Source organism: Ferrimonas lipolytica (genome assembly GCF_012295575.1).
GTDB classification, from domain to species: Bacteria; Pseudomonadota; Gammaproteobacteria; order Enterobacterales; family Shewanellaceae; genus Ferrimonas; species Ferrimonas lipolytica.
Genome location: NZ_CP051180.1, coordinates 245,022 through 268,995 on the forward strand (window position 1 = coordinate 245,022; position 23,974 = coordinate 268,995).

Annotated in this window: 23 protein-coding genes and 1 riboswitch; of the genes, 9 read left to right on the plus strand and 14 right to left on the minus strand. The window is 51.9% G+C overall.

Annotated elements, in window-relative coordinates; genetic code table 11:
• The first annotated feature begins 158 nt into the window (after positions 1-158).
• Positions 159-374 carry a hypothetical protein gene (locus HER31_RS01145; protein WP_168658886.1) on the plus strand — a complete coding sequence of 72 codons (216 nt, stop codon included), beginning with the start codon at positions 159-161 and terminating at the stop codon, positions 372-374.
• A gap of 383 nt (positions 375-757) precedes the next feature.
• On the opposite strand, the gene HER31_RS01150 is transcribed toward HER31_RS01145, so the two are convergent.
• Positions 758-1,414: a CoA transferase subunit B gene (locus HER31_RS01150; protein WP_168658887.1), complete on the minus strand. Its 657-nt coding sequence runs from the start codon at positions 1,412-1,414 to the stop codon at positions 758-760.
• Between the two features lie 24 nt (positions 1,415-1,438).
• Positions 1,439-2,140 (minus strand): CoA transferase subunit A, encoded by a 702-nt coding sequence (locus tag HER31_RS01155; protein ID WP_168658888.1) that lies wholly within the window; start codon positions 2,138-2,140, stop codon positions 1,439-1,441.
• Positions 2,141-2,352: 212 nt separating this feature from the next.
• On the opposite strand from HER31_RS01155, the gene HER31_RS01160 reads away from it, so the two are divergent.
• Together HER31_RS01160 and HER31_RS01165 are read left to right on the plus strand one after the other, a co-directional pair.
• The gene (locus HER31_RS01160; RefSeq protein ID WP_168658889.1) at positions 2,353-2,700 is read left to right on the plus strand and encodes a hypothetical protein; all 348 of its coding nucleotides are present in this window, start codon (positions 2,353-2,355) and stop codon (positions 2,698-2,700) included.
• Between the two features lie 36 nt (positions 2,701-2,736).
• Positions 2,737-2,988, plus strand: a complete 252-nt coding sequence (locus tag HER31_RS01165; RefSeq protein WP_168658890.1) for a hypothetical protein — start codon at positions 2,737-2,739, stop codon at positions 2,986-2,988.
• Between the two features lie 68 nt (positions 2,989-3,056).
• Here the strand turns inward: HER31_RS01165 and HER31_RS01170 are convergent, their stop codons facing one another.
• The 7 genes from HER31_RS01170 to HER31_RS01200 all read right to left on the minus strand — a co-directional run bounded on the left by HER31_RS01170 (position 3,057) and on the right by HER31_RS01200 (position 10,754).
• Complete coding sequence (locus tag HER31_RS01170; RefSeq protein WP_168658891.1) at positions 3,057-3,956, minus strand: hydroxymethylglutaryl-CoA lyase; 900 nt, start codon at positions 3,954-3,956, stop codon at positions 3,057-3,059.
• The gene (locus tag HER31_RS01175; RefSeq protein ID WP_168658892.1) at positions 3,953-5,917 is read right to left on the minus strand and encodes an acetyl/propionyl/methylcrotonyl-CoA carboxylase subunit alpha; all 1,965 of its coding nucleotides are present in this window, start codon (positions 5,915-5,917) and stop codon (positions 3,953-3,955) included. The genes HER31_RS01170 and HER31_RS01175 overlap by 4 nt, the downstream gene beginning before the upstream one ends.
• Positions 5,914-6,702: an enoyl-CoA hydratase-related protein gene (locus tag HER31_RS01180; RefSeq protein WP_168658893.1), complete on the minus strand. Its 789-nt coding sequence runs from the start codon at positions 6,700-6,702 to the stop codon at positions 5,914-5,916. The genes HER31_RS01175 and HER31_RS01180 overlap by 4 nt, the downstream gene beginning before the upstream one ends.
• 17 nt (positions 6,703-6,719) lie before the next feature.
• The gene (locus HER31_RS01185) at positions 6,720-8,327 is read right to left on the minus strand and encodes a carboxyl transferase domain-containing protein (protein WP_168658894.1); all 1,608 of its coding nucleotides are present in this window, start codon (positions 8,325-8,327) and stop codon (positions 6,720-6,722) included.
• 2 nt (positions 8,328-8,329) lie between these two features.
• Positions 8,330-9,499, minus strand: a complete 1,170-nt coding sequence (locus HER31_RS01190; protein ID WP_168658895.1) for an isovaleryl-CoA dehydrogenase — start codon at positions 9,497-9,499, stop codon at positions 8,330-8,332.
• 120 nt (positions 9,500-9,619) lie between these two features.
• Positions 9,620-10,036 (minus strand): MerR family transcriptional regulator, encoded by a 417-nt coding sequence (locus tag HER31_RS01195; RefSeq protein ID WP_168658896.1) that lies wholly within the window; start codon positions 10,034-10,036, stop codon positions 9,620-9,622.
• 229 nt (positions 10,037-10,265) lie between these two features.
• Entirely contained in the window at positions 10,266-10,754 is a 489-nt protein-coding gene (locus tag HER31_RS01200; protein WP_168658897.1) for a GrpB family protein, read from the minus strand.
• 473 nt (positions 10,755-11,227) lie between these two features.
• Between HER31_RS01200 and HER31_RS01205 the strand changes: the two genes are divergently transcribed.
• Entirely contained in the window at positions 11,228-13,144 is a 1,917-nt protein-coding gene (locus HER31_RS01205; RefSeq protein WP_168658898.1) for a propionyl-CoA synthetase, read from the plus strand.
• Positions 13,145-13,221: 77 nt separating this feature from the next.
• Here the strand turns inward: HER31_RS01205 and HER31_RS01210 are convergent, their stop codons facing one another.
• A complete protein-coding gene (locus tag HER31_RS01210) occupies positions 13,222-14,109 on the minus strand; it encodes a 1,4-dihydroxy-2-naphthoate polyprenyltransferase (RefSeq protein ID WP_168658899.1) in 888 nt (295 codons plus the stop codon).
• Between the two features lie 264 nt (positions 14,110-14,373).
• Between HER31_RS01210 and HER31_RS01215 the strand changes: the two genes are divergently transcribed.
• The 4 genes from HER31_RS01215 (at position 14,374) to HER31_RS01230 (ending at position 18,511) form a co-directional block, all read left to right on the plus strand.
• Positions 14,374-15,279, plus strand: a complete 906-nt coding sequence (locus tag HER31_RS01215) for an SDR family NAD(P)-dependent oxidoreductase (protein WP_168658900.1) — start codon at positions 14,374-14,376, stop codon at positions 15,277-15,279.
• A gap of 71 nt (positions 15,280-15,350) precedes the next feature.
• Positions 15,351-16,211, plus strand: coding sequence for an acyl-CoA thioesterase II (tesB, locus tag HER31_RS01220; RefSeq protein WP_168658901.1), 861 nt, complete (start codon positions 15,351-15,353; stop codon positions 16,209-16,211).
• A gap of 223 nt (positions 16,212-16,434) precedes the next feature.
• Positions 16,435-16,538, plus strand: a riboswitch (glycine riboswitch).
• Between the two features lie 142 nt (positions 16,539-16,680).
• Positions 16,681-18,048 carry an alanine/glycine:cation symporter family protein gene (locus HER31_RS01225; RefSeq protein WP_168658902.1) on the plus strand — a complete coding sequence of 456 codons (1,368 nt, stop codon included), beginning with the start codon at positions 16,681-16,683 and terminating at the stop codon, positions 18,046-18,048.
• Between the two features lie 64 nt (positions 18,049-18,112).
• A complete protein-coding gene (locus HER31_RS01230) occupies positions 18,113-18,511 on the plus strand; it encodes a YbaY family lipoprotein (protein ID WP_168658903.1) in 399 nt (132 codons plus the stop codon).
• A 71-nt stretch (positions 18,512-18,582) separates the two neighbouring features.
• On the opposite strand, the gene HER31_RS01235 is transcribed toward HER31_RS01230, so the two are convergent.
• Positions 18,583-19,476, minus strand: coding sequence for an aldo/keto reductase (locus tag HER31_RS01235; protein WP_168658904.1), 894 nt, complete (start codon positions 19,474-19,476; stop codon positions 18,583-18,585).
• Positions 19,477-19,709: 233 nt separating this feature from the next.
• Here HER31_RS01235 and ompW point away from each other — a divergent pair, with 233 nt between their 5' ends.
• Positions 19,710-20,342 carry an outer membrane protein OmpW gene (gene ompW / locus HER31_RS01240; protein ID WP_168658905.1) on the plus strand — a complete coding sequence of 211 codons (633 nt, stop codon included), beginning with the start codon at positions 19,710-19,712 and terminating at the stop codon, positions 20,340-20,342.
• Between the two features lie 73 nt (positions 20,343-20,415).
• On the opposite strand, the gene serA is transcribed toward ompW, so the two are convergent.
• The 3 genes from serA to HER31_RS01255 form a co-directional block, all read right to left on the minus strand.
• Positions 20,416-21,645 carry a phosphoglycerate dehydrogenase gene (gene serA / locus HER31_RS01245; RefSeq protein ID WP_168658906.1) on the minus strand — a complete coding sequence of 410 codons (1,230 nt, stop codon included), beginning with the start codon at positions 21,643-21,645 and terminating at the stop codon, positions 20,416-20,418.
• 117 nt (positions 21,646-21,762) lie between these two features.
• Positions 21,763-22,389 carry a TetR/AcrR family transcriptional regulator gene (locus HER31_RS01250; RefSeq protein ID WP_168658907.1) on the minus strand — a complete coding sequence of 209 codons (627 nt, stop codon included), beginning with the start codon at positions 22,387-22,389 and terminating at the stop codon, positions 21,763-21,765.
• The gene (locus HER31_RS01255) at positions 22,389-23,822 is read right to left on the minus strand and encodes a coniferyl aldehyde dehydrogenase (RefSeq protein WP_168658908.1); all 1,434 of its coding nucleotides are present in this window, start codon (positions 23,820-23,822) and stop codon (positions 22,389-22,391) included. The genes HER31_RS01250 and HER31_RS01255 overlap by 1 nt, the downstream gene beginning before the upstream one ends.
• Between the last annotated feature and the right edge of the window lie 152 nt (positions 23,823-23,974).

A 23,974-nucleotide genomic window follows, 5' to 3' on the forward strand; every position in this document is an offset into this window, starting at 1 on the left:
ATTATCAAATATTATTAGTTTAATAATGTGTAGTGATGATTTGAGGGTGATGAATCCAACGTTAGCATCGTGGTTAGTCTGTTGGTGTTATTGCAGTTGGCATTGCGATTGAGTTGCCTTATGGTAGCGACCAATTAAACAAGGCTCTAAGGTGAATCATGACCCCGTTTGAAATATCAAGAATTGAAACCGCCTCTGGGGTGTATCGGATCAGCGGTAGCTACGATCTTTCTGGGCGGGCACTGCAGTTTGATTTTACTGCTGCGGCAGTTATGGCGACTGACGGTTGGGAGGAGCTCAACGTCAAATCCAAGGGGGGCTTGGCGCGCTTACAAAAACTGATACCGGAGCTATTACTGCACCTAGAGGTGTGAGTTCTGCTTGGTAATAAAAACGGCGCCGGCAAGTTAGTTAAATTAGGCTGTGTCGTAGTTAGCTGTTGAAGTTTATCTTAAGCCTTCGGCTTCACCGATTTCGGTGCTTTGGGGGAGGATGTCGCGATGGCAACGGCACATTCTTGTATGCATTAGCGGGGAGCTTCGCCCCCTTTGGAATCCCCCCTTGCCTTAGGTCGCAGTCCAAAGCGCTTCGCTGGACTGCTCCAATGCGGCAGCAGATCAACGGCGGTAGTGCTTAACCCCTTGTATCGGCGCTCGTCTAGCCGGTGCTTTAACTGTATTAGAAACAACAACACTTAATTGGTACACAGCCTTAAATTAACCTGCCGGCGCCGTTGTAGTATCTAGTGGAGTAAATATTAGACGTCCATCTCCGGTACCAATTCTGGCACCACTAATGGACCACCAGTTTTGCTCACGATCTCATCCACTGACACCCCAGGAGCGCGCTCGATAAGGTGGAATTTACCATCTCTGATCTCGATATAAGCCAAGTCGGTGACAACCTTATTGATGCAAGCTGCGCCAGTGAGGGGCAGAGTACAATCAGACAATAATTTGGAGTTACCGTGTTTGTCGGCGTGAGTCATGGTAACGATGATGTTGTCGGCACCGGCAACCAAATCCATGGCACCACCCATGCCTTTGATCAGCTTGCCGGGGATCATCCACGAGGCGATATTGCCATGCACATCAACCTCAAAGGCCCCCAGCACGGTAAGATCAACATGGCCACCACGGATCATCGCAAAAGACTCAGCTGAGTCGAAGATTGATGCGCCGGTAATCGCAGTAACCGTTTGTTTACCTGCGTTGATCATATCCGCATCCACTTCAGCATCGGTTGGGAATGGCCCCATCCCCAACAAGCCATTTTCCGATTGCAGCATCACTTCCATGCCGGCTGGAACATAGTTAGCTACCAAGGTGGGAATGCCAATGCCAAGGTTAACGTAATAGCCGTCTTGTAACTCTTGTGCCACGCGTTTAGCCAGTTGTTCACGAGTTAATGCCATCAGTCTTGCTCCTTATGCGCGGGGTTATTGGGCGCGAACGGTACGTTGTTCGATCCGTTTTTCGAAACTACCTTGAATCAGACGGTCGACGTAAATTCCCGGAGTGTGGATCTCAGTTGGGTTGAGTTCGCCCGGTTCGACGATCTGTTCCACCTCAACCACGGTGATTTTGCCTGCGGTTGCGGCCAGTGGATTGAAGTTTTGGGCGGTGTGGCGGTAAACCACATTGCCAAAACGATCCGCTTTCCAGCCCTTCACTATGGCAAAGTCACCGGTAATCGATTCTTCCAAAATGTAGTTACGGCCATGGAACTGACGTACCTCCTTGCCTTCACCTACTGGCGTACCATAGCCGGTAGCGGTGAAGAAGGCGGGAATACCAGCTCCGCCGGCGCGCATCTTCTCTGCTAGTGTTCCCTGCGGGGTTAGCTCAACTTCAAGCTCACCGGATAACAACTGCTGTTCAAATAGGGCGTTTTCACCCACGTAAGAGGCGATCATCTTTCTGATCTGACGGTCTTCCAGCAGTAGCCCAAGGCCAAAGCCATCAACCCCAGCGTTGTTGGATACTACCGTTAGGCCAGTGGTGCCCAGCTGTTTAATATGCCCGATCAACCCTTCAGGGATGCCGCACAGGCCAAAGCCTCCGGCGATAACCGTCATGTTATTTTGCAACCCTGCTAACGCCTCGGCGTAGCTGGTTACTACCTTGTCGAATCCTGCCATTGGTTGGTTTCCTTCGAGTGTTACTTGTATGTTCGGTCGCTCGTGAGCGCCCCTACGATGATGCTGCATGTTGTTGGCAGGGGACGATGCGTCTTACCGTTACCAAAGTTTTTTATATGTCAGCCAGTTTGGTCGCTCGTGAGCGCCCCTACGATGGTGCTGCATGTTGTTGGTAGGGGAAGATGCGTCTTACCGTTACCAAAGTTTGTTATATGTCAGCCAATTTGGTCGCTCGTGAGAGCCCCTACGATGATCCTGCATGTTGTTGGCAGGGGCCGACGCGTCTTACCGTTACCAAAGTTTGTTATATGTCAGCCAGTTTGGTCACTCGTGAGCGCCCCTACGATGATGCTGCATGTTGTTGGCAGGGGACGATGCGTCTTACCGTTACCAAAGTTTTTTATATGTCAGCCAGTTTGGTCGCTCGTGAGCGCCCCTACGATGATGCTGCATGTTGTTGGCAGGGGAAGATGCGTCTTATCGTTACCAACGTTTGTTATATGTCAGCCAGTTTGGTCGCTCGTGAGCGCCCCTACGATGGTGCTGCATGTTGTTGGTAGGGGAAGATGCTTCTTACCGTTACCAAAGTTTTTTATATGTCAGCCAGTTTGGTCGCTCGTGAGCGCCCCTACGATGATGCTGCATGTTGTTGGCAGGGGACGATGCGTCTTACCGTTACCAACGTTTGTTATATGTCAGCCAGTTTGGTCGCTCGTGAGCGCCCCTACGATGATGCTGCATGTTGTTGGCAGGGGACGATGCGTCTTACCGTTACCAAAGTTTGTTATATGTCAGCCAGTTTGGTCGCTCGTGAGCGCCCCTACGATGGTGCTGCATGTTGTTGGTAGGGGAAGATGCGTCTTACCGTTACCAAAGTTTGTTATATGTCAGTCAGTTTGGTCGCTCGTGATCGCCCCTACGATGTTTTTTTGCGCAACGCTTGACCAACCTTGGAGCCATTCTTTCGACCTAATCGTTGGCTGATGTCATTGCCGACGGCGACCAATTTGGTGAGGTCAACACCGTGGCTTAAGCCGAGTCCATTGAGCATATAAACCAGATCTTCAGTGGCGAGATTACCGCTGGCACCGGTGGCGTAAGGGCAGCCACCAAGGCCAGCGACAGAACTGTCGATGGTGCTTACTCCAAGTTCTAAGCAAGCGGCTACATTGGCTAATGCTTGGCCGTAGGTGTCGTGAAAATGCAGCGCCAAGGCGCTGATTGGCACCTGTGCTGCTACTGCTTCCACCATCGCGGCAGCTTGGTCTGGCGTGCCAGTGCCAATAGTGTCGCCAAGAGATACTTCATAGCAGCCAGCTTCAAACAGCACCTGTGCCACTTCTGCAACACGGGCAGGGGCGATGGCACCTTCATATGGGCAACCTAAAGTGCAGGAGACATAGCCGCGTACCCTGATGTTATGTTGCCGTGCGGCAGCGAGTACTGGTTCGAAACGTTCAATTGATTCAATGATGGAGCAGTTGATGTTCTTCTGGCTGAAGCTTTCTGAGGCGGACGCAAACACCGCTACTTGGTCAACCCCAGCAGCCAGCGCTGCTTCAAACCCTTTGATGTTCGGCGTCAGCGCCGAATAGATAACCCCAGCCTGGCGATCGATGCTGGCAAAAAGTTTATCGGCATCGGCCATCTTCGGTACCCATTTGGGTGAAACAAAGCTAGCCGCTTCGATATGAGACAAACCAGTGCCAGCGAGCGCGTTCACCAAGGTAATGCGATCGCTTAGGGTCGATAGGGGTTCATTCTGCAAGCCGTCGCGCGGCCCCACCTCCACAATTTGGATTCGTTGTGGTCTCATGCGCTGGCCTCCTGCTCGGTGGCAGTTAATTCAATCAGGGCTACGCCGTCGTTAACCAAGTCGCCGCTGTCAAAGGGCAGCTTGCTAACCACCGAGTCGCTTGGGGCTTTGATGGTGTACTCCATCTTCATCGCCTCCATTACTACCAAGGCTTGACCGGCGTGAACCTGCTGACCTAACGCCACAAGGTTTGCGATAAAGGTGCCATTCATCGGTGCTTGCAGTGACTTTTCACCGCCGTTGCCTGCGGCCTCAGCTTGATGTTGATATGGGCGAAATACAATGGCGCCATCACTCAACTGCAGACTGATACCATCGTTGTCTTGATGATAACCAAAGCGCGAGATCTCACCGTTGTGCTCTAGCTCTACTTGGTCGACATCGACCATCAGCTGCAGTTTACGGTCGTGGCTGTCACGCCAATACTGGCCGCTAAGATGAGTTAGCTCTACCAGATGATGAACGTCGTGATTGTCACTGAACTGCAGCCGAACCGTTGCAGCGGCATTGAGACGCCAACCGGCATTGATGCTGCTATTACCACCTTGTTGCTGCAGCTGAATTAAGGCGGCGATGCTGGCGGCCAAGCTATGATCGCTGCGGCTTAGCAACTGCTGCTGATGGCGAGCTAAAAAGGCGGTGTCTAGGTCGGCGGCGGCAAACTGTGGATGACGAATCACCTTGGCCAAATACGGTAGGTTATGGCTTAACCCCAGCAGCTGGCAGTTGTCGAGCATCTGCCCCATTCGTGCTAACGCCTGGTTACGGTTATCGCCACAGCTGATCAATTTAGCCAACATTGGATCGTAGTAGGCGGTGATGTGGTCCCCTGCGGCAATGCCGCTGTCGATGCGCATGCCATCGCCCACCGGCCAACTGAGTTTCTTGATGGTGCCGGTAGCGGGCATAAAGTCACGCTGAGGATCTTCGGCGTAGAGGCGCACCTCAAAGGCATGGCCTTGCACTGTTATCTCTGCTTGTTGCAGAGGCAGCGGGTTGTTGGCCGCCACCATCAGTTGCCACTGCACGAGATCTTGATTAGTCACTAGCTCTGTTACTGGGTGCTCTACCTGCAGCCGGGTATTCATCTCCATAAAGTAGAAACGACCTTGTTCATCCAGCAGATATTCAACCGTACCCGCACCACTGTAATTAATCGCTTGAGCGGCCCGTACTGAGGCTTCGCCCATCTGTTGCCGCAGTTCATCGGATAGCCCTGGCGCCGGTGCTTCCTCCACGACTTTTTGGTGACGGCGCTGCAGCGAACAGTCGCGATCAGATAGGTAGACGGCATTGCCGTGGTTGTCGGCGAACACCTGCACCTCGACGTGGCGAGCACTGGTCAGATAGCGTTCGAGCAGCAGTTGCGGATTACCAAAGGCAGATTGGGCTTCGCGCCGGGCGCTATCGAGCGCTCCTTGCAGCTCCTCGTCCTGCTCAACAATGCGCATGCCTTTGCCACCGCCACCAAAAGCGGCTTTGACCAGCAGCGGGTAGCCAATCAGCCGCGCCTCACTAATAAGACAGGCATCGGATTGGTCGTCACCGTGATAACCAGGCAGCATCGGCACCGCGGCTTCGGCCATAATAATCTTGGCGGCACTCTTGCTGCCCATCTGCTCAATCGCAGTGGCGCTGGGGCCGATAAAGGCGATCCCGCTGGCGGCACAGGCGCGGGCAAAGTCGGGGTTCTCCGATAAGAAGCCATAACCAGGATGAATGCCATCGCAGCCAGCTTGTTTAGCCACTGCTAAGATTTTGTGGTAATCGAGATAGGAGTGCTTAGCTTCAGCGGCGCCAATATGAAACGCTTGATCCGCTTGCAGTACGTGCTGAGCGTGGCGGTCGACATCGGAATAGACTGCCACGGTGGCGATCCCAAGTTGGCGACAGGTTGTCATTACGCGACAGGCGATCTCGCCGCGATTGGCAATCAATACTTTGGTGAGGCTATGGCTCATCGCTTCGCTCCCTGCCAGCGTGGCGGTTGTTTGCTAAAGAAGGCGTTGAGGCCATGCTGTCCCTCGTCACTGACGCGAATGGCGGCGATCCGTTCGGCGGTATCGGCGCGCAGCTGCGCATCAATTGGTGATGCTTCAATCAGGCTAAGCAGCGATTTACAGGCCCGCAGAGCTTGTGGGCTGTTATCCAGTAGCTGAGCACAGATGCTGTTGCCGGCACGGTGGAGGTCGTCTTCTAGCTGATGTACCAAGCCGAGAGTCAGCGCTTGTTCGGCGTTGATGAGCTCGGCGCTCAGGGCATATCGTCGCAGCTGCCGTTGGCCAATAGCACGACCAACATAAGGGCTGATGGTGGCTGGGATCAGCCCCAGCTTTACCTCTGACAGACAGAACTTGGCCCGATGGTTGGCAATAACAATATCGGCACAGGCCACCAAACCTAGGGCACCACCGAAAGCTGCTCCTTGCACCAGCATTACCACCGGTACTGGCAGGTTATCGAGATGATGGAACAGCAGCGCTAACTGGTTGGCGTCAGCGACATTGGCGGCGGCATCCATTTGGGCCTGCTGCTTCATCCAGTTGAGATCCGCGCCGGCACAGAAGTTTTTTCCTTCGGCATCGAGCAGCAACAGGCGCAGCGCCGTGTCTTGATTTAAGGTGGTTAACGCATCGATAAGTTCAGCTATCATCTCAGCGTTAAAGGCGTTGTGTTTGTCAGCACGAGCGAGGGTGATACGGCCAATGCCCGCGTCGTTCGCTACCTTGATTGTGTTGAATTCCATTTGCTTATTCCCCAAGGCTACATGCGAAAAACGCCGAAGCGGGTTGGTTCGATAGGGGCATTGACTGACGCTGCTAATGCGACGCCAAGTACATCGCGGGTTTGCGCCGGATCGATAATGCCGTCGTCCCACAACCGAGCGGAGGCGTAGTAGGGGTTGCCTTGGCTTTCATACTGTTCGACGATGGGGGCCTTGAATTGCGCTTGCTCATCGTCGCTCCAGCTTTGGCCCTTTTTCGCCAGCTGATCGGTTTTGACTTGCGCCAACACCGCTGCCGCTTGTTCTCCTCCCATTACTGAGATTCGAGCATTAGGCCAGCTCCACATCATGGTTGGATCGAAGGCGCGACCACACATGCCGTAGTTACCGGCGCCGTAGCTGCCGCCAATCACCACAGTAAACTTGGGAACCTTGGCGCAGGACACCGCAGTAACCAGCTTGGCACCGTGTTTAGCGATGCCTTCGTGCTCATATTTCTGACCAACCATAAAGCCGGTAATGTTTTGTAGAAACAGCAGCGGAATGCCTCGTTGGCAACACAGCTCGATAAAGTGAGCTCCTTTTTGGGCTGACTCGCTAAAGAGGATGCCGTTGTTGGCAATGATGCCGACGGGGTAGCCGTGCAGGTGGGCGAAACCACATACCAAGGTGGCACCAAAGCGAGCTTTGAATTCGTCAAAATCAGAATTGTCGACCAAACGGGCTATGACTTCGCGTACCTCAAACGGCTGTTTGAGATTGGTACCGACGATGCCGTAAAGCTCATCGGCGCTGTATTTCGGCGGTTTTACCTCAATACGCTGCAGCGCCGCTGCGCTGTGATGATTCAAGCGACTGACGGCATTACGTGCCAGTTGCAGCGCATGGCTGTCGTTGTCGGCGAGGTGATCGGCTACCCCAGAGATCTCGGTGTGAACGTTGCCACCACCAAGCTCCTCGGCGCTGATCTCTTCGCCGGTTGCGGCCTTCACTAGCGGTGGCCCAGCCAAGAAGATAGTGGCTTGGCTTTTGACGATGATCGATTCATCCGCCATCGCTGGAACATAGGCACCACCAGCGGTACATAAGCCCATCACCACCGCTATTTGAGGAATTCCAAGGGATGACATTTGCGCTTGGTTAAAGAAGATGCGGCCAAAATGGTCGCGGTCGGGGAACACCTCATCCTGCTTAGGAAGAAAGGCACCGCCGGAGTCGACCAAATAGATGCAGGGTAGATGGCATCGCTGAGCGATCTCCTGAGCCCGCAAATGCTTCTTAACGGTGAGTGGGTAGTAGGTGCCCCCCTTTACGGTGGCGTCGTTGGCGATCACCATACAATCGATGCCGTTAACCTTGCCTATTCCAGCAATAACACCGGCGGCTGGCACGGCATCGGGGTAGCACTCATAAGCCGCGAATTGGCCTATCTCTAAGAAGGGGGTAGCGGGATCAAGTAGCTGTTCAACTCGCTGCCGTGGTAGCAGTTTACCGCGGCCCGTATGGCGCTCTCTTGATTGTTGGTTGCCGCCGGGGAGGATGTTCGCCAACTTATTGTGGAGATCGGTAACCAGCTCGGACATACCCTGCTGGCGCTGATTAAAATCGGCGTCGCTGGGGTTGATGGTGGAGTGTAATAGGGTCATGGTTAGTTCATCTCTGCCAGTAGTTCGCGGCCGATCAGCCAGCGGCGGATTTCACTGGTGCCAGCACCGATTTCGTACAGTTTGGCGTCGCGGAGTAGGCGGCCGGTATCGTATTCGTTGATGTAGCCATTACCACCGAGTAGTTGGATAGCATCCAAGGCGAGTTGGGTGGCTAATTCGGCGCTGTAGAGGATGGCGCCTGCCGCTTCTTTACGGGTGGTTTCACCACGGTCACAGGCAGCAGCAACGGCGTATACGTAGGCGCGGGCAGCATTGGCACGGGTATACATATCGGCCATCTTGCCTTGCACCAGTTGGAACTCTCCAATGGCCTTACCAAACTGCTGCCGTTGGGCGATGTAGGGCATCACGTTGTCGACGCAGGCGGACATGATCCCCAGCGGCCCGCCAGACAACACAACCCGTTCGTAATCAAGGCCGCTCATGAGCACTTTAGCGCCGTCGCCTTCGTTGGCAAGCAGGTTTGCTGCCGGCACACGAACCTCTTCAAATACCAATTCGCAGGTGTTAGAGCCGCGCATGCCGAGCTTGTCGAGCTTCTGTGCTTGGCTGAAACCCGGTGTGCCACGCTCGACGATAAAGGCACTAACACCCCGGCTACCGCCATTGAGATCGGTTTTGGCGTAAATAACATAGACGTTGGCATCGGGACCATTGGTGATCCACATCTTGTTGCCGTTAAGAACGTAGTCGTCACCATCTTGGCGGGCGGTCAGCTTCATTGACATCACATCTGAGCCAGCGTTGGGTTCGCTCATCGCGAGGGCACCGATGTGTTCACCACTGAGGAGCTTTGGCAGGTATTTGAGTTTCTGTTCGTGGCTACCGTTGCGGTGGATCTGGTTAACGCACAGGTTGGAGTGAGCACCGTAGGATAACCCCACCGAAGCGCTGGCGCGGGAGATCTCTTCCATGGCGATAACGTGGGCAATGTAACCCATACCCGAGCCGCCGTATTGCTCATCAACGGTAATTCCAAGTAGACCCATAGCGCCCATCTTCGGCCACAATTCGTTGGGAAAGGCGTTGTCCCGGTCGAGGCTAGCAGCCAATGGCGCAATCTCGGCCTGGGCAAAATCACGGACGGCATCACGCAGCATCTGGGTGGTGTCGTCGAGACCAAAATTAAATGTGTTGAGATACAGTTCCATTGTTGCTTCTCCCCAGGGCCGAGCCCTATTTAGTTTGCTGGTGAGGTTATCGTTCTCACCGCGGTGTTGATGCAAGAAGGCCGACTCTGACGGTAGCTAGACCTGCACGATAGCTGTTAATTAGTCGTCCTGTGGATCGGACTTAGCTAACTCATTAAGAGCATCGAGGCATTGGGTTTCGGCGGAGTTGAGCTCCATCATGATGATGCGAATATCATCCATCTGTTGCTGCAAGTCGGCTTTCTTCTCTTCAACCAATTCCAGCATGGTATGGAGCTGAGTTCGGCTGCTGCGATCGGCATCGTACAGATCGAATAGACGGCCGGTTTCTGCCAGTGAAAAACCCAAGCGCTTGCCCCGCAGGATTAACTTGAGTCGCACTCGTTCTTGTAGGTTGTAGATTCGGGTTTGGCCGCGACGTTTGGGTTTGAGTAACCCTTGGTCTTCGTAGAAGCGGATGCTGCGGGTGGTGATATCGAACTCTTTAGCGAGATCACTGATCGAATAAGTTGTTTCGGTAGTTTGCATCGGCCGCATCCTTGTGTTGTTACATAAACGTTAACCTAGCGTAAGTTTACGTAAAGGTAAACTAGACGTTGGTGGGTGTAACTCGGATGCTGTAAAGCTCTGTGGGCAGGTATAAACGGCTTCCCAGAGACAACACAAACTGGGCTTAGCGGTTGTTATGCGCAAGCTGACCACTACAAACAGAAAAGGGATTCGATGTTGTCGAATTTGCCTCGCAGTTAATTAAATCTGAGCAGGGTTAGCTTGGTTCGGAGTCGAGAACGTTGACGATAAACAGCGACTTTTGGGTGTAGTAGTAGCGCTCGGAAGGGCTGGTGCTGTTGCGTTTTACTTGATTATATTGAGCAACTAAATCTGGCGACCGATTTAGCTGGTCGCGAAAATGCAGGAAGAACTCAAACTTCGAGTCGTTGGCAACAAGTAATACCGCTACTTGTTGGTCCTGATTTGATTGCAACATACATAACTCGTCACTGCGTAATGTATCTGTTTTGATGGTGAAATCATTCGCTGCCACCAACTCAATTGCCGTTTCAAGTTGATGCTTAGGCACACCAAGGAAGATATCGACGTTACCTTTAGAGATCGCTCCGTCGATGGCTGATGAACCGACATGTTCGATTGTGGCGCTGGGGAATAGTGGCCGTAACTTAGCTTGGTAAGCGTTGAAAAGGCGCTGAGCTTCAGGTTGGTATTGGTGACACTCGTAAAGTGTAATGACGTCCATGATCTAGGGCTTCCTGTTATTCGCAGAATATTTCGCTTTAACTCAGTGCCAGCTGCTTTGCTTCCTTAACAGCAATAGTGCTGATGAGGCATCAACGGCCTTCATTGTTATTGCCATTACTGATCTATTAGGGCTTTGCTTGGCTGTGTCGTAGTTAGCTGTTGAAGTTTATCTCAAGCCTTCGGCTCTGCCGGTTGCAGCACTCTTAAGGAGTTATGTCGCGGTGGCGACAGCACCTTCTATGCACTAGGTCGCAGTCCAAAACGCTTCGCTGGACTGCTCCGATGCGGCAGAAGTTCAATACCGCGAGTGCTTTATCGCTTGTATCAACACTCGCCTAGCCGCTGCTTTAACTACATTGGAAAGAATAACACTTAGTTGGTACACAGCCTTTGCTTTAGCTAGCCGATGGTCTAATGGGCAGCCTATAGCGTCGATGTTAGTAATGTCAGCTTAAATATTGAAGGAGTGTGATGGTGGCTGAACTAACCAAGGCGCTGCAGCAGCAGGCGCAACAAAACCCCCAAGCATTTTGGCAGCAACATCTGCAGTTACTTGATTGGCATCGCCCCCCAGAGCAGATCCTTGATGACAGTAATGCCCCGCTTTATCGTTGGTTTGTCGATGGCCAGATGAACACCTGTTACAACGCTTGTGATCGTCATGTGGAGGCCGGTCGCGGCGATCAGATCGCCATTCAGTATGATAGCCCTGTTACCGGCCAAGCCTATGGCATCAGCTATGCCGAGCTACAGCAGCAGGTGGCACTGCTGGCTGGTGCGCTAGTGGCTCAAGGGGTGATGAAGGGCGACAGGGTAGTAATTTATATGCCGATGGTGCCGCAAACCGCGGTAGCAATGCTGGCCTGCGCTCGGATTGGCGCCATCCATTCCGTGGTTTTTGGTGGCTTTGCTGCGGCGGAGTTAGCCAGCCGGATTGATGACGCCAAACCGAAAATCGTGCTGAGCGCCTCTTGCGGCATTGAACCATCAGGGCCGGTAGCCTATAAACCTCTGCTGGATGCGGCATTGGAGCAAGCTCAGCATCAGGTTGAGTGTTGTATTATTCTGCAACGACCGCAGCTGTTAGCGACGCTTCAAACTCAGCGGGATCTTGATTGGGATGAAGCGCAACAGGGGGTAGATCCAGCGGAATGCGTTAACGTTGCCGCAACGGATCCGCTTTATATTCTCTATACCTCCGGCACCACCGGTACGCCTAAAGGGGTGGTGCGCGATAACGCTGGCCATGCGGTTGCACTAGCGTGGTCGATGAAGGCGATCTACAACATCGATCCCGGTGACGTGTTCTGGGCTGCCTCTGATGTTGGTTGGGTTGTCGGTCACTCCTATATCGTTTACGGACCATTGCTGATCGGCGCGACATCTGTGTTGTACGAAGGTAAACCGGTAGGTACGCCGGATGCTGGGGCCTTTGGTCGAGTCATCAGCCAATACCAAGTGAAGAGCTTCTTTACCGCTCCCACGGCAATGCGGGCAATTAAACGGGATGATCCCCAAGCTTCGCAGCTGCAACAGTATGACCTTAGCAGCTTAACCGCGTTGTACTTAGCTGGGGAGCGATGTGATCCTGCGACCTTGGAGTGGGCGCAAAACGCGTTGCAGGTGCCGGTGGTTGATCATTGGTGGCAAACGGAAACGGGCTGGGCTATTTGTGCCAATCTGATGGGGATCGATCCACTGCCGATCAAAGTGGGCTCACCGGCCTTGGCAGTGCCGGGCTATCAGGTTGAGGTGCTGGATGAGATGGGTAATGCTGTTGCTGTTGGCCAAAGTGGTGCTATCTCAATAAAGTTGCCTCTGCCACCGGGCACATTGACCACCTTATGGGACAACGAACAGCGCTACCTTGATAGCTACCTAAGCCAATATCCCGGCTATTACCTCAGCGGTGATGCTGGATATGTCGATGAAGATGGCTATCTGTATGTGATGAGCCGTATCGACGACATCATTAACGTGGCTGGGCATCGCCTCTCCACCGGGCGCTTTGAAGAGGTGCTAGCACAACATCCGGCGGTGGCTGAGGTTGCTGTGATTGGGGTGGCGGACAAGCTCAAGGGACAGTTACCGTTAGGGCTAGTGGTGTTGAAAGCTGGGCATCTGGGCGCGGTTAATCTGGAAACGGAATTGGTGCGACTGGTACGAGAACAAGTGGGGCCAGTTGCTGCCTTTAAACTGGTTACCGTGGTAGAAAAACTGCCGAAAACCCGCTCTGGAAAAATTCTCCGTGCCACCATGCGCAAAATGGCAGATAGTCAGCCGTATAAGGTACCCGCTACAATCGAAGACCCCTCTGCACTTAACCTTATTGAGCAAGCGTTAGTGCGGATGGGTTATGGCAGCGAGTCGGTGCAGGCAGCACCATAGTATCTCTCGCTAGGAAACCAAACAGCCCGCTAATTAGCGGGCTGTTGCAGTAGTTAGTCGCAGTGGTTAGCGCTAGGCTACGTCAGCTGCGACAGCGGCAAACCCAGCGACAATAATACGCTATACACCATCGTGAGTTTAGCGGTGCGCCCCAGCAGAGGGTTCAGCGCAGCGCCTTCGCTTTTACGGAATTCACCAGCCAGCATCTTCGCCATCGGTACTGAGATAAAGCCAAGCAGTACCACCAATCCAGGTAGGTGCCCTAATAGGAACATCAAGCTAAGTACCAAGTACGGCAGCGCCAGCAGGGTACAGTACAGTATGCGTGATTGCTGCTGACCAATACGAACCGCGAGAGTACGTTTACCGGCTTTGCGATCGGTTTGGATATCGCGAGTGTTGTTAACCAACATGATGGCGGCGTTGAATAGTCCCATGGTGCTGGCTAATAACCACACATCTAAGGTGCTGGTGTGGGTCTGGGTAAAGTAACTGCCCACGACCGCGACCAAACCAAAGAAAACAAAGGCAGCCACTTCACCCAAGCCATGAGAAGCCAGTGGGTAAGGGCCACCGGAGTAACACAGTGCACCGAGCACAGCGAAAACCGCTAAACCAGCTACAATTGGGCCACCAACGTAGATGAGGTATAGCCCAACCAGAACGGCCATTACTAATGACAGTATCATTCCGTTGCGGACAGCGTTTGGGCTGATGAGGCCAGACTGAGTTACCCGTACAGGTCCGAGTCGCTCTTCGGTATCAACGCCACTTTTAAAGTCGAAGTAGTCATTCGCAAGGTTGACGCCGATCTGCAACAAAATGCCGCAAAGCATTGAGCTAACGGCGACTAGAATAGAAAATTGACCATCAACGAAGGCAAGCATGTTACCTAAAAGTAATGGTCCTATAGCTGCAGGTAAGGTGCGGGGGCGGATCGCCAGCAGCCAAGAATGTAAGGTCATATCAAACCGCTCATAAAAATTGTCTCATTTTCCATTTTACTCAAGTTTGAACTAGATAGCGCGGATCGTAGTCACGAATGCAAGATTAAAAATTAACCACTACTGCTGTTTAAATGAGCAGATGATTGATGGTGCAGCACCTTGTTAACGGTAATATTCTTTCTCTATCTACCCGATTACCTGTTTATTACAACTGGGTCACAGAAAATAGGTGAACGGTGGTGTAACAATTGGTAACCAGTGGATTTTAGTCGTTTGGACAGCATGTATAACTTTGATGGGCAGGTAATCGTTATCACAGGAGCAGGACGCGGTCTTGGTCGAACCTATGCGTTAGCTTTTGCATCCCGCGGCGCTAACGTTGTGGCGATTGATAATGGTTGTGAGCTGGATGGCTCTGGCACAGACCCAAGTTTTATTGATGATTTAATCGATCTAATTGAAGACATTGGTGTGACTCCTGATGGTTACTGTGCAGATGTAACCGATCGGCAGGCGATGCAACAAATCATTGATGAAACCTATGATAAATATGGGCGCATTGATGGCTTGATTTGCAATGCTGGTTTAATGATCCCGCAAGAGAAAAGCCTCGACTCCCTTGACCTCTATCGACTTCATATGGAGGTGAATCATTTCGCCTCGGTTGCATTGGCACAGATTGTGCTGCCGAAGATGCAAGATGCGGGACAAGGACGGATCCTCTTTACCGGTGGCCTAAGTTCGTTATACGGCGATGAGCGCTTAACTGCATTTGCAGCATCGTGCAGTGCCAATATGGGCTTTGTTAAGTGCATGGCGCGTGAATTGGAAAGCAGCAATATCCAGGCGAACGTTATTATTCCTGCTAATTTCTCTCGCATTAGCTCGTTGCTGAGCCTTGATTACGACTACGAGATTATGACCCCAGATCTGGTGGCTCCAGCGGCTCTGTGGTTGATGTCGACCAATGCACCGAACGGCATGATGGCGACCGCCGGCGGTGGCTACTACTCCATTGCAGAATCGATCGAGAAAAATGGCGAGACCTTAGATATGGGTAACCAACGGCCACAAGAGGTGGCTAGAGTGCTCACTAAAGTGAATAGCGGTGCCAACAACAAGACCTTTGTTAGTTTTAAAGTACGGATGCAATTTGTCCTTAAACAGTTGATGTTAAAACGTTCATAGGGCTGGATTTTTCATTAATGGCACAGTAGCGTAATCGCTACTAATTTAAGTCATTGTGAGAGTAGCTCCCCATGCCTGCAGTACTAGATAAACTGGTTAATCTGTTAACCCTAGAGCAGTTAGACGACGGCTTATATCGTGGTGAAAGCCAAGATCTGGGTTTTGGCCACCTTTTTGGCGGTCAAGTATTGGGCCAAGCCTTAGCTGCAGCTCAAGCTACCGTCCCAGAAGGACGTATGGTCCATTCCTACCACTCCTACTTTTTGCGCGCCGGTGATCTTAGTCTGCCGGTGATCTACGACGTTGAAAACCTTCGCGACGGCGGTAGCTTTAGTGCGCGCCGTGTTAGCGCGATTCAGCATGGGCGACCGATCTTCTTTATGACCGCGTCGTTCCAAGGCGAGGAAGCGGGGATGGATCATCAGGTGGTGATGCCCGAGGTTGCACCGCCGGAACAGTTTAAGAGCGAGCACCAGCTAGCAACCGAGCTCGGCGATCAACTCCCGCCGATGCTGCGTAAACTGTTTTTAGAAAATGATGCCATCGAGATGCGTGTGGCCGAGGATGCGGACCAACGTGCTAATGACCGCAACCCGATTCGCAACGTTTGGATGCGCGCCAATGGTACTCTCGCCGCTGATAGTGCATTGCATCAGTTTTTGCTGTCATACGCGTCTGACTTTAACTTCCTCAGTACCGCACTTAAGCCTCACGGCGTAAGCATGCTATCTGGCCAAGTGAAGTTGGCTACCATCGATCATTCAATGTGGTTCCACCGGCCGGTGAAATTTGATAACTGGCTGCTGTTTAGCATCGATTGTCCAAGTACCGGTAATGCTCGAGGCTTAGTTCGTGGTCAAATATTTGATACTGATGGCAATTTAGTAGCGAGTGCGGTGCAAGAGGGGCTGATGCGGCCACGTACAAAATAGCAGCAACGACATTAAATTTGTGAACTTGATCGAAAAGCAGCTGTTTTAGCTGCTTTTTTGCTTTGTTAAGGTTTGGATACCAAATGTTTACTGCAATTGGTATTTAGTCCCGTTTAGCGGCGGGACATCTCGGATGAAGGTATCAGGAGAGTGGTCCGCTTTAGGACCCACCGAAGAAGTAAATCTTTCAGGTGTCGGCACAATGCCGATGAGGACTGATACTGGACGAGCCTCTGGAGAGTTCCATTGACTTGGACGCCGAAGGCGCAAGCTGCATACCCTGTGTATGTAGTGAAACGCTCAGGCACAAAGGACAGAGAGTAGATTCATACCTAGTACAATAAATATTGTTGCATTAGGTTTTATCCGCACCTTCTTTGCATCTGCGGTGAGATCCGTCATTACGACGATCCCGCTGGTTAGTCATGGTTTCTCCTCATGTTTACGTTGTACTTGAGGAAACCACATTATGTCTTCGATCGAATCTGTTTTATCTACCCTTGCTAGCTGGGTATGGGGTCCACCACTGCTTGTGCTGCTGGTGGGAACCGGTATCTATTTCACCGTTCAACTCGGTGGTATGCAGCTACTAAAGCTCCCCCTCGCATTCAAACTGCTGTTCCGCCGTGATGACAGCGCTGGTGACGTTTCTCGTTTTAGCGCGTTATGCACTGCTCTAGCGGCTACCATCGGAACCGGCAACATCGTTGGTGTGGCTACTGCAGTCAAACTGGGCGGCCCCGGTGCGCTATTTTGGATGTGGATGGCGGGCCTGTTTGGTATGGCGACCAAATACGCCGAATGCATGCTGGCAGTAAAGTACCGCCGTACCGATAGCCGTGGCGAACAAGTCGGTGGGCCGATGTATTACATTGCCGATGGTATTGGCAAAATGTGGTTAGCGAAGATATTTGCGGTATTCACGTTGTTGGTAGCCTTCTTCGGCATTGGTACCTTTCCGCAGGTTAACGCGATTGTTGATGGTGCTGAGATTGCCTTAAGCGTACCGCGTAACATCACCATGGTCGTGCTGACCCTACTGGTTGCAGCTGTGGTGCTTGGTGGTATCAAACGTATTGCTAAAGTTGCAACGGCTTTGGTGCCAACCATGGCTATTGGTTACACCGTCGCTTGTGTGGCTTTATTGGCCGCCAATGCTGACGCTATCCCAGCGGCGATTAAACTGGTTATCGATAGTGCCTTTAACCCAGTGGCTGCTGGTGGCGGTTTTGCTGGTGCGACGGTAATGATGGCGATTCAATTCGGTATTGCCCGCGGGGTATTCTCTAACGAAGCCGGTTTGGGGAGTGCGCCAATGGCCGCCGCTGCAGCGAAAACCAAATCGCCGGTAGAGCAGGGTCTAGTTTCTATGACTGGACCACTACTCGATACCCTCATTATTTGTACATTAACGGGATTGGCATTGGTGATCACCGGGGCGTGGCAGGGTGATGCTGCTGGGGCTGCGATGACTTCTCAGGCGATGAGCGACGGCCTATCAAAGTTGGTTGGCAGCAAAATCATCACCATTGCATTGCTGTTCTTTGCCTTCACCACCATCTTAGGTTGGTGCTACTACGGCGAGCGTGCGGTGTTATTCCTTGCCGGAGAGAAGGGGCGTTTGCCATACCGTATCGTCTTTGTTGGGCTTGTCGCGGTGGGTGGTTTACTGCAGCTGAATATGATCTGGCTGCTAGCGGATGTGGTTAATGGTTTGATGGCGGTTCCAAACCTGATTGCGCTGTTGCTGCTGCGCAAAGAGATCATCGGCGATACCCGTGCTTATTTTGCTGCAAAGCAACAACAAGTGATGACTGAGCCAGCTCAGGCTAGCTAAAAGCAAGTTTTTGCCAACGCCGGTGTTACTATAAGCGCAATTAACGTTTTCCAAAGGAATGACTATGCTCCGTCCGCTCGTTGTTGCGCTTTCATTGTTGCTACTGTCTGGCTGTATCTCCGATGCTCCTGATATTGAAGAGGTGGAATACACTCAGGTAACCGGCGCAGTTACCTTCAAAGAAGCAACCTTGTTGCCGCCGAACAGTCGCTTAAAGATTGCGGTATTGGACGCCAAAGAGCGTGGCGCTATTTTGATGCGTAACGAGTTTAATGTTGGTAAGTTGCCGGTGCCGTTTTTCCTGTCGGCACCGACAGAAATCGTTAATGAGGATGGCGACTATGCCATTTGGGCGGCGATCGAGGTTAATGGCAAAACCCTACTGCAAACCCAGGCTCCGTTTACTCGGGTTATCAATAATGACGTATTCAACGCTATCATTGAGGTTAAACCGCTAAAATAGTTAGGTTGTTGCTAACCCGAAATGCCGAGCGTTTGCTCGGCATTTTGGTAACTGGTGTTTGTTGCATCTGACTAGGGCACGTTATGGCCACTGGCCGACACCCATATTCGAAACCATTGTTCGCGGGTTAACTCGATCTGAAATGCCGCTAAGGCACTCTCTATTCGTTCAATCTTACCGGTTCCAAGGATAGGTAATGGTGTACTCGGTAATGCTAATACCCACGCATATAATACCTGATCGATACTCTGTGCATTTACTTCGGCGGCAATTGCTTGCAACTCGGCACGGATCCGTCGAGCTTGTGGATCCTGTGGACTAAATAGGCGGCCGCCTCCCAAGCAAGACCACGCCATCGGCGAGATTCGTTGCTGCTGCATAAAATCTAAGGTGCCATCGTGCAATGGTGCCATCTGCAGTGGCGAAATCTGGATCTGATTGGTTACCAGCGGCATCGACAACCTTGACTGCAGCAGTTCGAATTGGCTTTGGCTAAAGTTGGATACGCCAAAATTCAAAACCTTACCTGCTTGATGCAGTTTTTCGAACGCTTCAGCAACCTCATCAGCATTCATTAACGGATCTGGTCGATGGATCAACAGCAGATCGAGTCGGTCGGTCTGGAGATTGGCAAGCGAACGCTCTACCTGCCGAGCGATGTGGCCAGCACTAGTGTTGTAGTGGGCTAAATCATAGCCTTTACAGCCGGGCAAACAGATCCCTATCTTACTGATCAGCTCTATTTGGTTTCGCAGCTCCGGTTTAAGTTGTAGCGCTTCGCCAAAGACTCGCTCGCACTGGTAATCACCGTAGACATCGGCGTGATCACAGCTGCTGATCCCCATCTCTAGGTGTGCTTCCAGATAACCCAGCAGCTGTTGAGGCGACTTACCCCAATCCAATGTGCGCCAATAGCCGGCGATGTAGCGTGACAGCTCTAGCCCCGGCAACTGAACCCTTTCCATGTCCACCTCTAAGCTTTAACTCGTTGTTATAAAAAAATATGTCAGTTTATGCGGCGCCACCGAAACTGGCTTATGTTGATGGCCGATCGCAACCAAAGTGTGATACGCATCCCACTTTAGCACTCTTAAAGTGTGACGACAGATCAAGTTGTTTCAGATCAACAATATTCCGTCACGTAGGGCGTAGCCTGCCAGTAAGAATTTTCGGCGTAACAAAATAAAACGGAGTTTTGATGATGAAAAAGACTATTCTTTCAGCCGCTATTGTCACCTTGCTAGCAGCCCCAGCATTGGCAGGCCACGAAGCGGGAGATTTCATTGTTCGTACCGGCGTCATCCAGGTTGCGCCGGATGAAAGTTCTGGAGATGTGCTTGGCTTGGGAGAGTTGTCAGTAGATGAAGATACTCAAGTTGGCTTGAATTTTACCTACATGCTGACCAGTAACTGGGCTGTTGAAGTATTGGCTGCGACGCCTTTCAGCCATGATGTGTCGGTTGCCGGGATGGATGTTGCTGAGGTGACTCATCTGCCGCCAACCGTGATGGCGCAGTACTACTTTGGGCAAGGTAAATTCCGTCCTTATGTAGGTGCTGGCGTGAACTACACCCTATTCTGGGATGAAGAGTTTAATGGGACTGGTAAAAGCTTAGAACTGAGTGATCTAGAGCTTGATAACAGCGTTGGTTTGGCAGCGCAGATTGGTATCGATTATGAGATCAACAACGATTGGTTGGTGAACGCTTCTATTTGGTATATCGATATCGGCACCGATGTTGATTTTAAAGCTGGCGGCGAATCCGTCGATAGCATCAGTTTAGACATCGACCCATGGGTATACATGGTCTCGGTAGGTTATAGCTTCTAAAGGCATTTAATCGATATAAAAACGGGGGGCTCAATTGAGCCCCCCGTTTTTATAAATGATAACTCAATCGAGCTTAGTGCAGTGCGCGGGCTCGGATGGTGCCGTCGATCTGCTTTAGCTCCTCTAACGCTTCATAGGCGTGCTCGGTATCGACATCCATCACTACGTAACCAATGTTGGCGGTGGTTTGCAGGTACTGACCGGAGATGTTAATTCCTTTCGCAGCAAACGCTTGGTTAATCTGGTTCATGACACCAGGTCGGTTATGGTGAACGTGCAATAAGCGCGAGCTGCCAACGTGACCAGGCAGAGATACCTGTGGAAAGTTTACTGCCGATAGGGTTGAGCCGTTATCAGAGTATTTCACCAGCTTCGCAGCCACTTCCATACCGATGTTTTCCTGCGCTTCTTGAGTCGATCCACCAACGTGTGGGGTCAAGATAACGTTGTCGAATTCACACAGTGGGCTGGTGAATGGGTCGTCGTTAGACTTTGGCTCGGTGGGGAAGACATCCACGGCGGCACCAGCGATCTTCTTCTGTTTGAGCTCATCACATAGGGCATCGATATCAACCACGGTACCGCGAGAGGCGTTGATTAGAATGCTGCCTTGGCGCATCTGCTCGAGCTCGGTCGCGCCTATCATGTTTTGGGTTGATGGGGTTTCGGGTACGTGCAGGCTAACAACGTCCGCCTGTTGCAACAGTGCCGGCAGTGTTGGTACCTGTTGAGCGTTACCCAACGGCAGCTTATTCTCGATGTCGTAGAAACGCACCTGCATGCCAAGCCCTTCAGCCAGTACACCCAGTTGAGTACCAATGTGGCCATAGCCAACGATACCAAGGATCTTACCGCGAGCTTCATAGCTGGCGGTGGCGGTTTTTTGCCAAATGCCTCGGTGGGCAAGGGCGTTCTTTTCTGGAATACCGCGTAACAGCAGCAAGATCTGACCTAACACTAATTCAGCTACCGAGCGGGTGTTAGAGAATGGGGCGTTGAATACCGGCACACCGGCGATTTCAGCGCTGCTGAGGTTAACTTGGTTGGTACCAATACAGAAGCAGCCAATGGCAGCCAGCTTGTTCGCTGCACCAATAATTTCGTCGGTAAGCTGGGTGCGTGAACGAATGCCAATAAAGTGAACATCCTTTACTTTTTCTTGCAGCTCTTGCTGCGACATCGACCCTTTTAACTGCTCGACGTTGTGGTAACCCGCGTCGTTAAATACCGATAAGGCGCGAGGGTGAACCCCTTCAAGTAAAAGAACTTTGATCTTATTTTTATCGAGCGAGTACTGGTTCATCGACTTCTATTCCCTGATAACGTAGCGCTCTAGCATAACCAAAAGCGGCGCTATGTAAGTAGCGCAGCTCGCAATTTCTGGCTATTGATAGCGAATTCAAATCAAACCATTACTTATCTACATCGTTGCACTTGCTGGAATGTGCTCAGAGAGGTTGACCGGTGTCAGATCCGCCCCTTTGCCACCCATGCAGCGCCAGAACATTTCGAAACTGGCGCTGATGTGCTGTTCCAGCTGGTGTTGTTCATGCTGCTCGCACAACCAAGCGGCGGAGGAGATAAACAGTGAGTGGCTCAGTTCTGTCGCCAGTGGCAGTGGCGTCTGCAGTAATAGCCCTTGTTGCTGCCCCTGCAATAGCAGATGCTCAACAAAATGAAACAGCTGCTCTACCATCTGTTGTCGCACCGGTTCGCTCGGGTGATAGTGGATCTGCTGCAGAAAACGCAGTTGTAAAGGGTGTGCAACCGCCCAACAGATCCCGTTGTGCCATAGCTGCCACGCCTGTTGGCGTAGATCGGTGTTGGTGTCGAATGCGGGTTGCAGCTGCATCGCCGCCGCCAACTCACGTTTGGTTGAGTTAAATAGCTCATTCACCAACACCGACTTACTGCTGAAGTGATGGAACAGAGTGCCATTGGCTACGCCAGCCTGTTTGGCTATCTGTGCCGTAGCGGTTGCCTCAATGCCCTGTTCGACGAACAAGGCCAGAGCGGTATCGAGAATGAGCTTCTTTTTAGGGGTCATTAGGTGAACATCTTCACCATTAAGCGCTGAATCACGTTGCCATAAGGCGGCTGCATTAGCTTGGTATAGTTGATCTTGCCGCGGTGCAGTACGGTTTTAGCATGGCTAAAGGTCTTAAAGCCTTCGTGACCATGGTAATGCCCCATACCGGATGGTCCAACCCCGCCAAAGGGCGCATCATCAGCGGCAACGTGGACGACCGAATCATTAAGGCTGACCCCACCGGCGTGAGTTTCATTGAGGATCCGCTGCTGCAGATCATCATTAAAGCTCATTAGGTAAAGTGCCAAAGGTCGTGGCCGGTCGTTTACGTAGTTGATGGCGTCGTCGATGCTATCGTACGGTACCAGTGGCAATAGTGGACCAAAGATCTCCTGCTGCATTACCGTCATTTGATCATCGACATCGGTAAGCAGATGAGTGGCCATACGGTGGTTAGCGTCGTCACGAGGGTGCTCGACCACAGCATGTACTTTTGCGCCGCGATCCACCGCGTCCTGCAGGGTGTCGCTGAGGCGCTGATACTGGCGAGCATTAATCACCGAGGTGAAGTCCTTACTGGCTAGGCCAGCGGGAAAACACTTGTTGAAATGGGCGCGATAAGCGTCAATAAACTCGTTTAGTTTATCCCGCGGAAGCAATACATAATCTGGCGCAGTACAGATCTGACCGGCGTTAAGACACTTGCCGTAAATGAGTCGTGCCACTGCCTCTTTAATATCAAAATCTGGCGCAATAATGGTTGGCGATTTGCCGCCAAGCTCTAGGGTAACTGGGGTAAGGTTAGCTGCTGCTGCACGCATAACGTGTTTGCCGACCGCGGTGGAACCGGTAAATAGGATATGGTCAAACGGCAATGAGCTGAAGGCTGCAGATGCTTCTGCTTCCCCTTCAACAACCGCAATCTGCTCCTCGGTGAACTTCTCCGCTAGCATCTGTCGTAGTACAGCATTGGTGGCAGGGGTGAATTCCGACATCTTGATCATTGCACAGTTACCGGCGGCAATCGCGGTGATCAGTGGCCCCATCGCTAGATAGATTGGGAAGTTCCACGGCACCATGATGCCGATAACACCCAGCGGTTGGTAACGTACCTCAACCTTGGATGGGGCTAGCATTAACCCCGGGCTTCGACGTGATGGCTTCATCCACTTTTTGAGATTCTTACGGCTGTAGTGAATAAGGTTGAGGCTAGGTACGATGTCGGTAAACAGAGTGTCGTATTTAGCACGTTGGCCGAAGTCGGTGTTGATGGCATTGACGATTCGGTCTTGCCACGTCTTGATTAATTCAGCCAGGGTCGCCAGATCTTCGCTGCGCTTGGCTGCGGTAGGAGCCGGGTTGGCGCGATAGTAAGCCCGCTGTTTTTCCAATAGTTGCTGCATCGACTCGATGGCGTCTTGGGGTTGGGCATTAGCGTGGGCAAGATTCATTACTGGCTCCTCAACGATCCGTTGGCGGTTGCTTAATGTTAGGTGCTCTGCCGGATAGCTTAAGCATACCATTGAGGTTGTTTAAAAATAATCCGACTGATTAGTCGGTCTAAACTTAACCAAAAAAAATCGACCCCGCAAGGATCGATTTT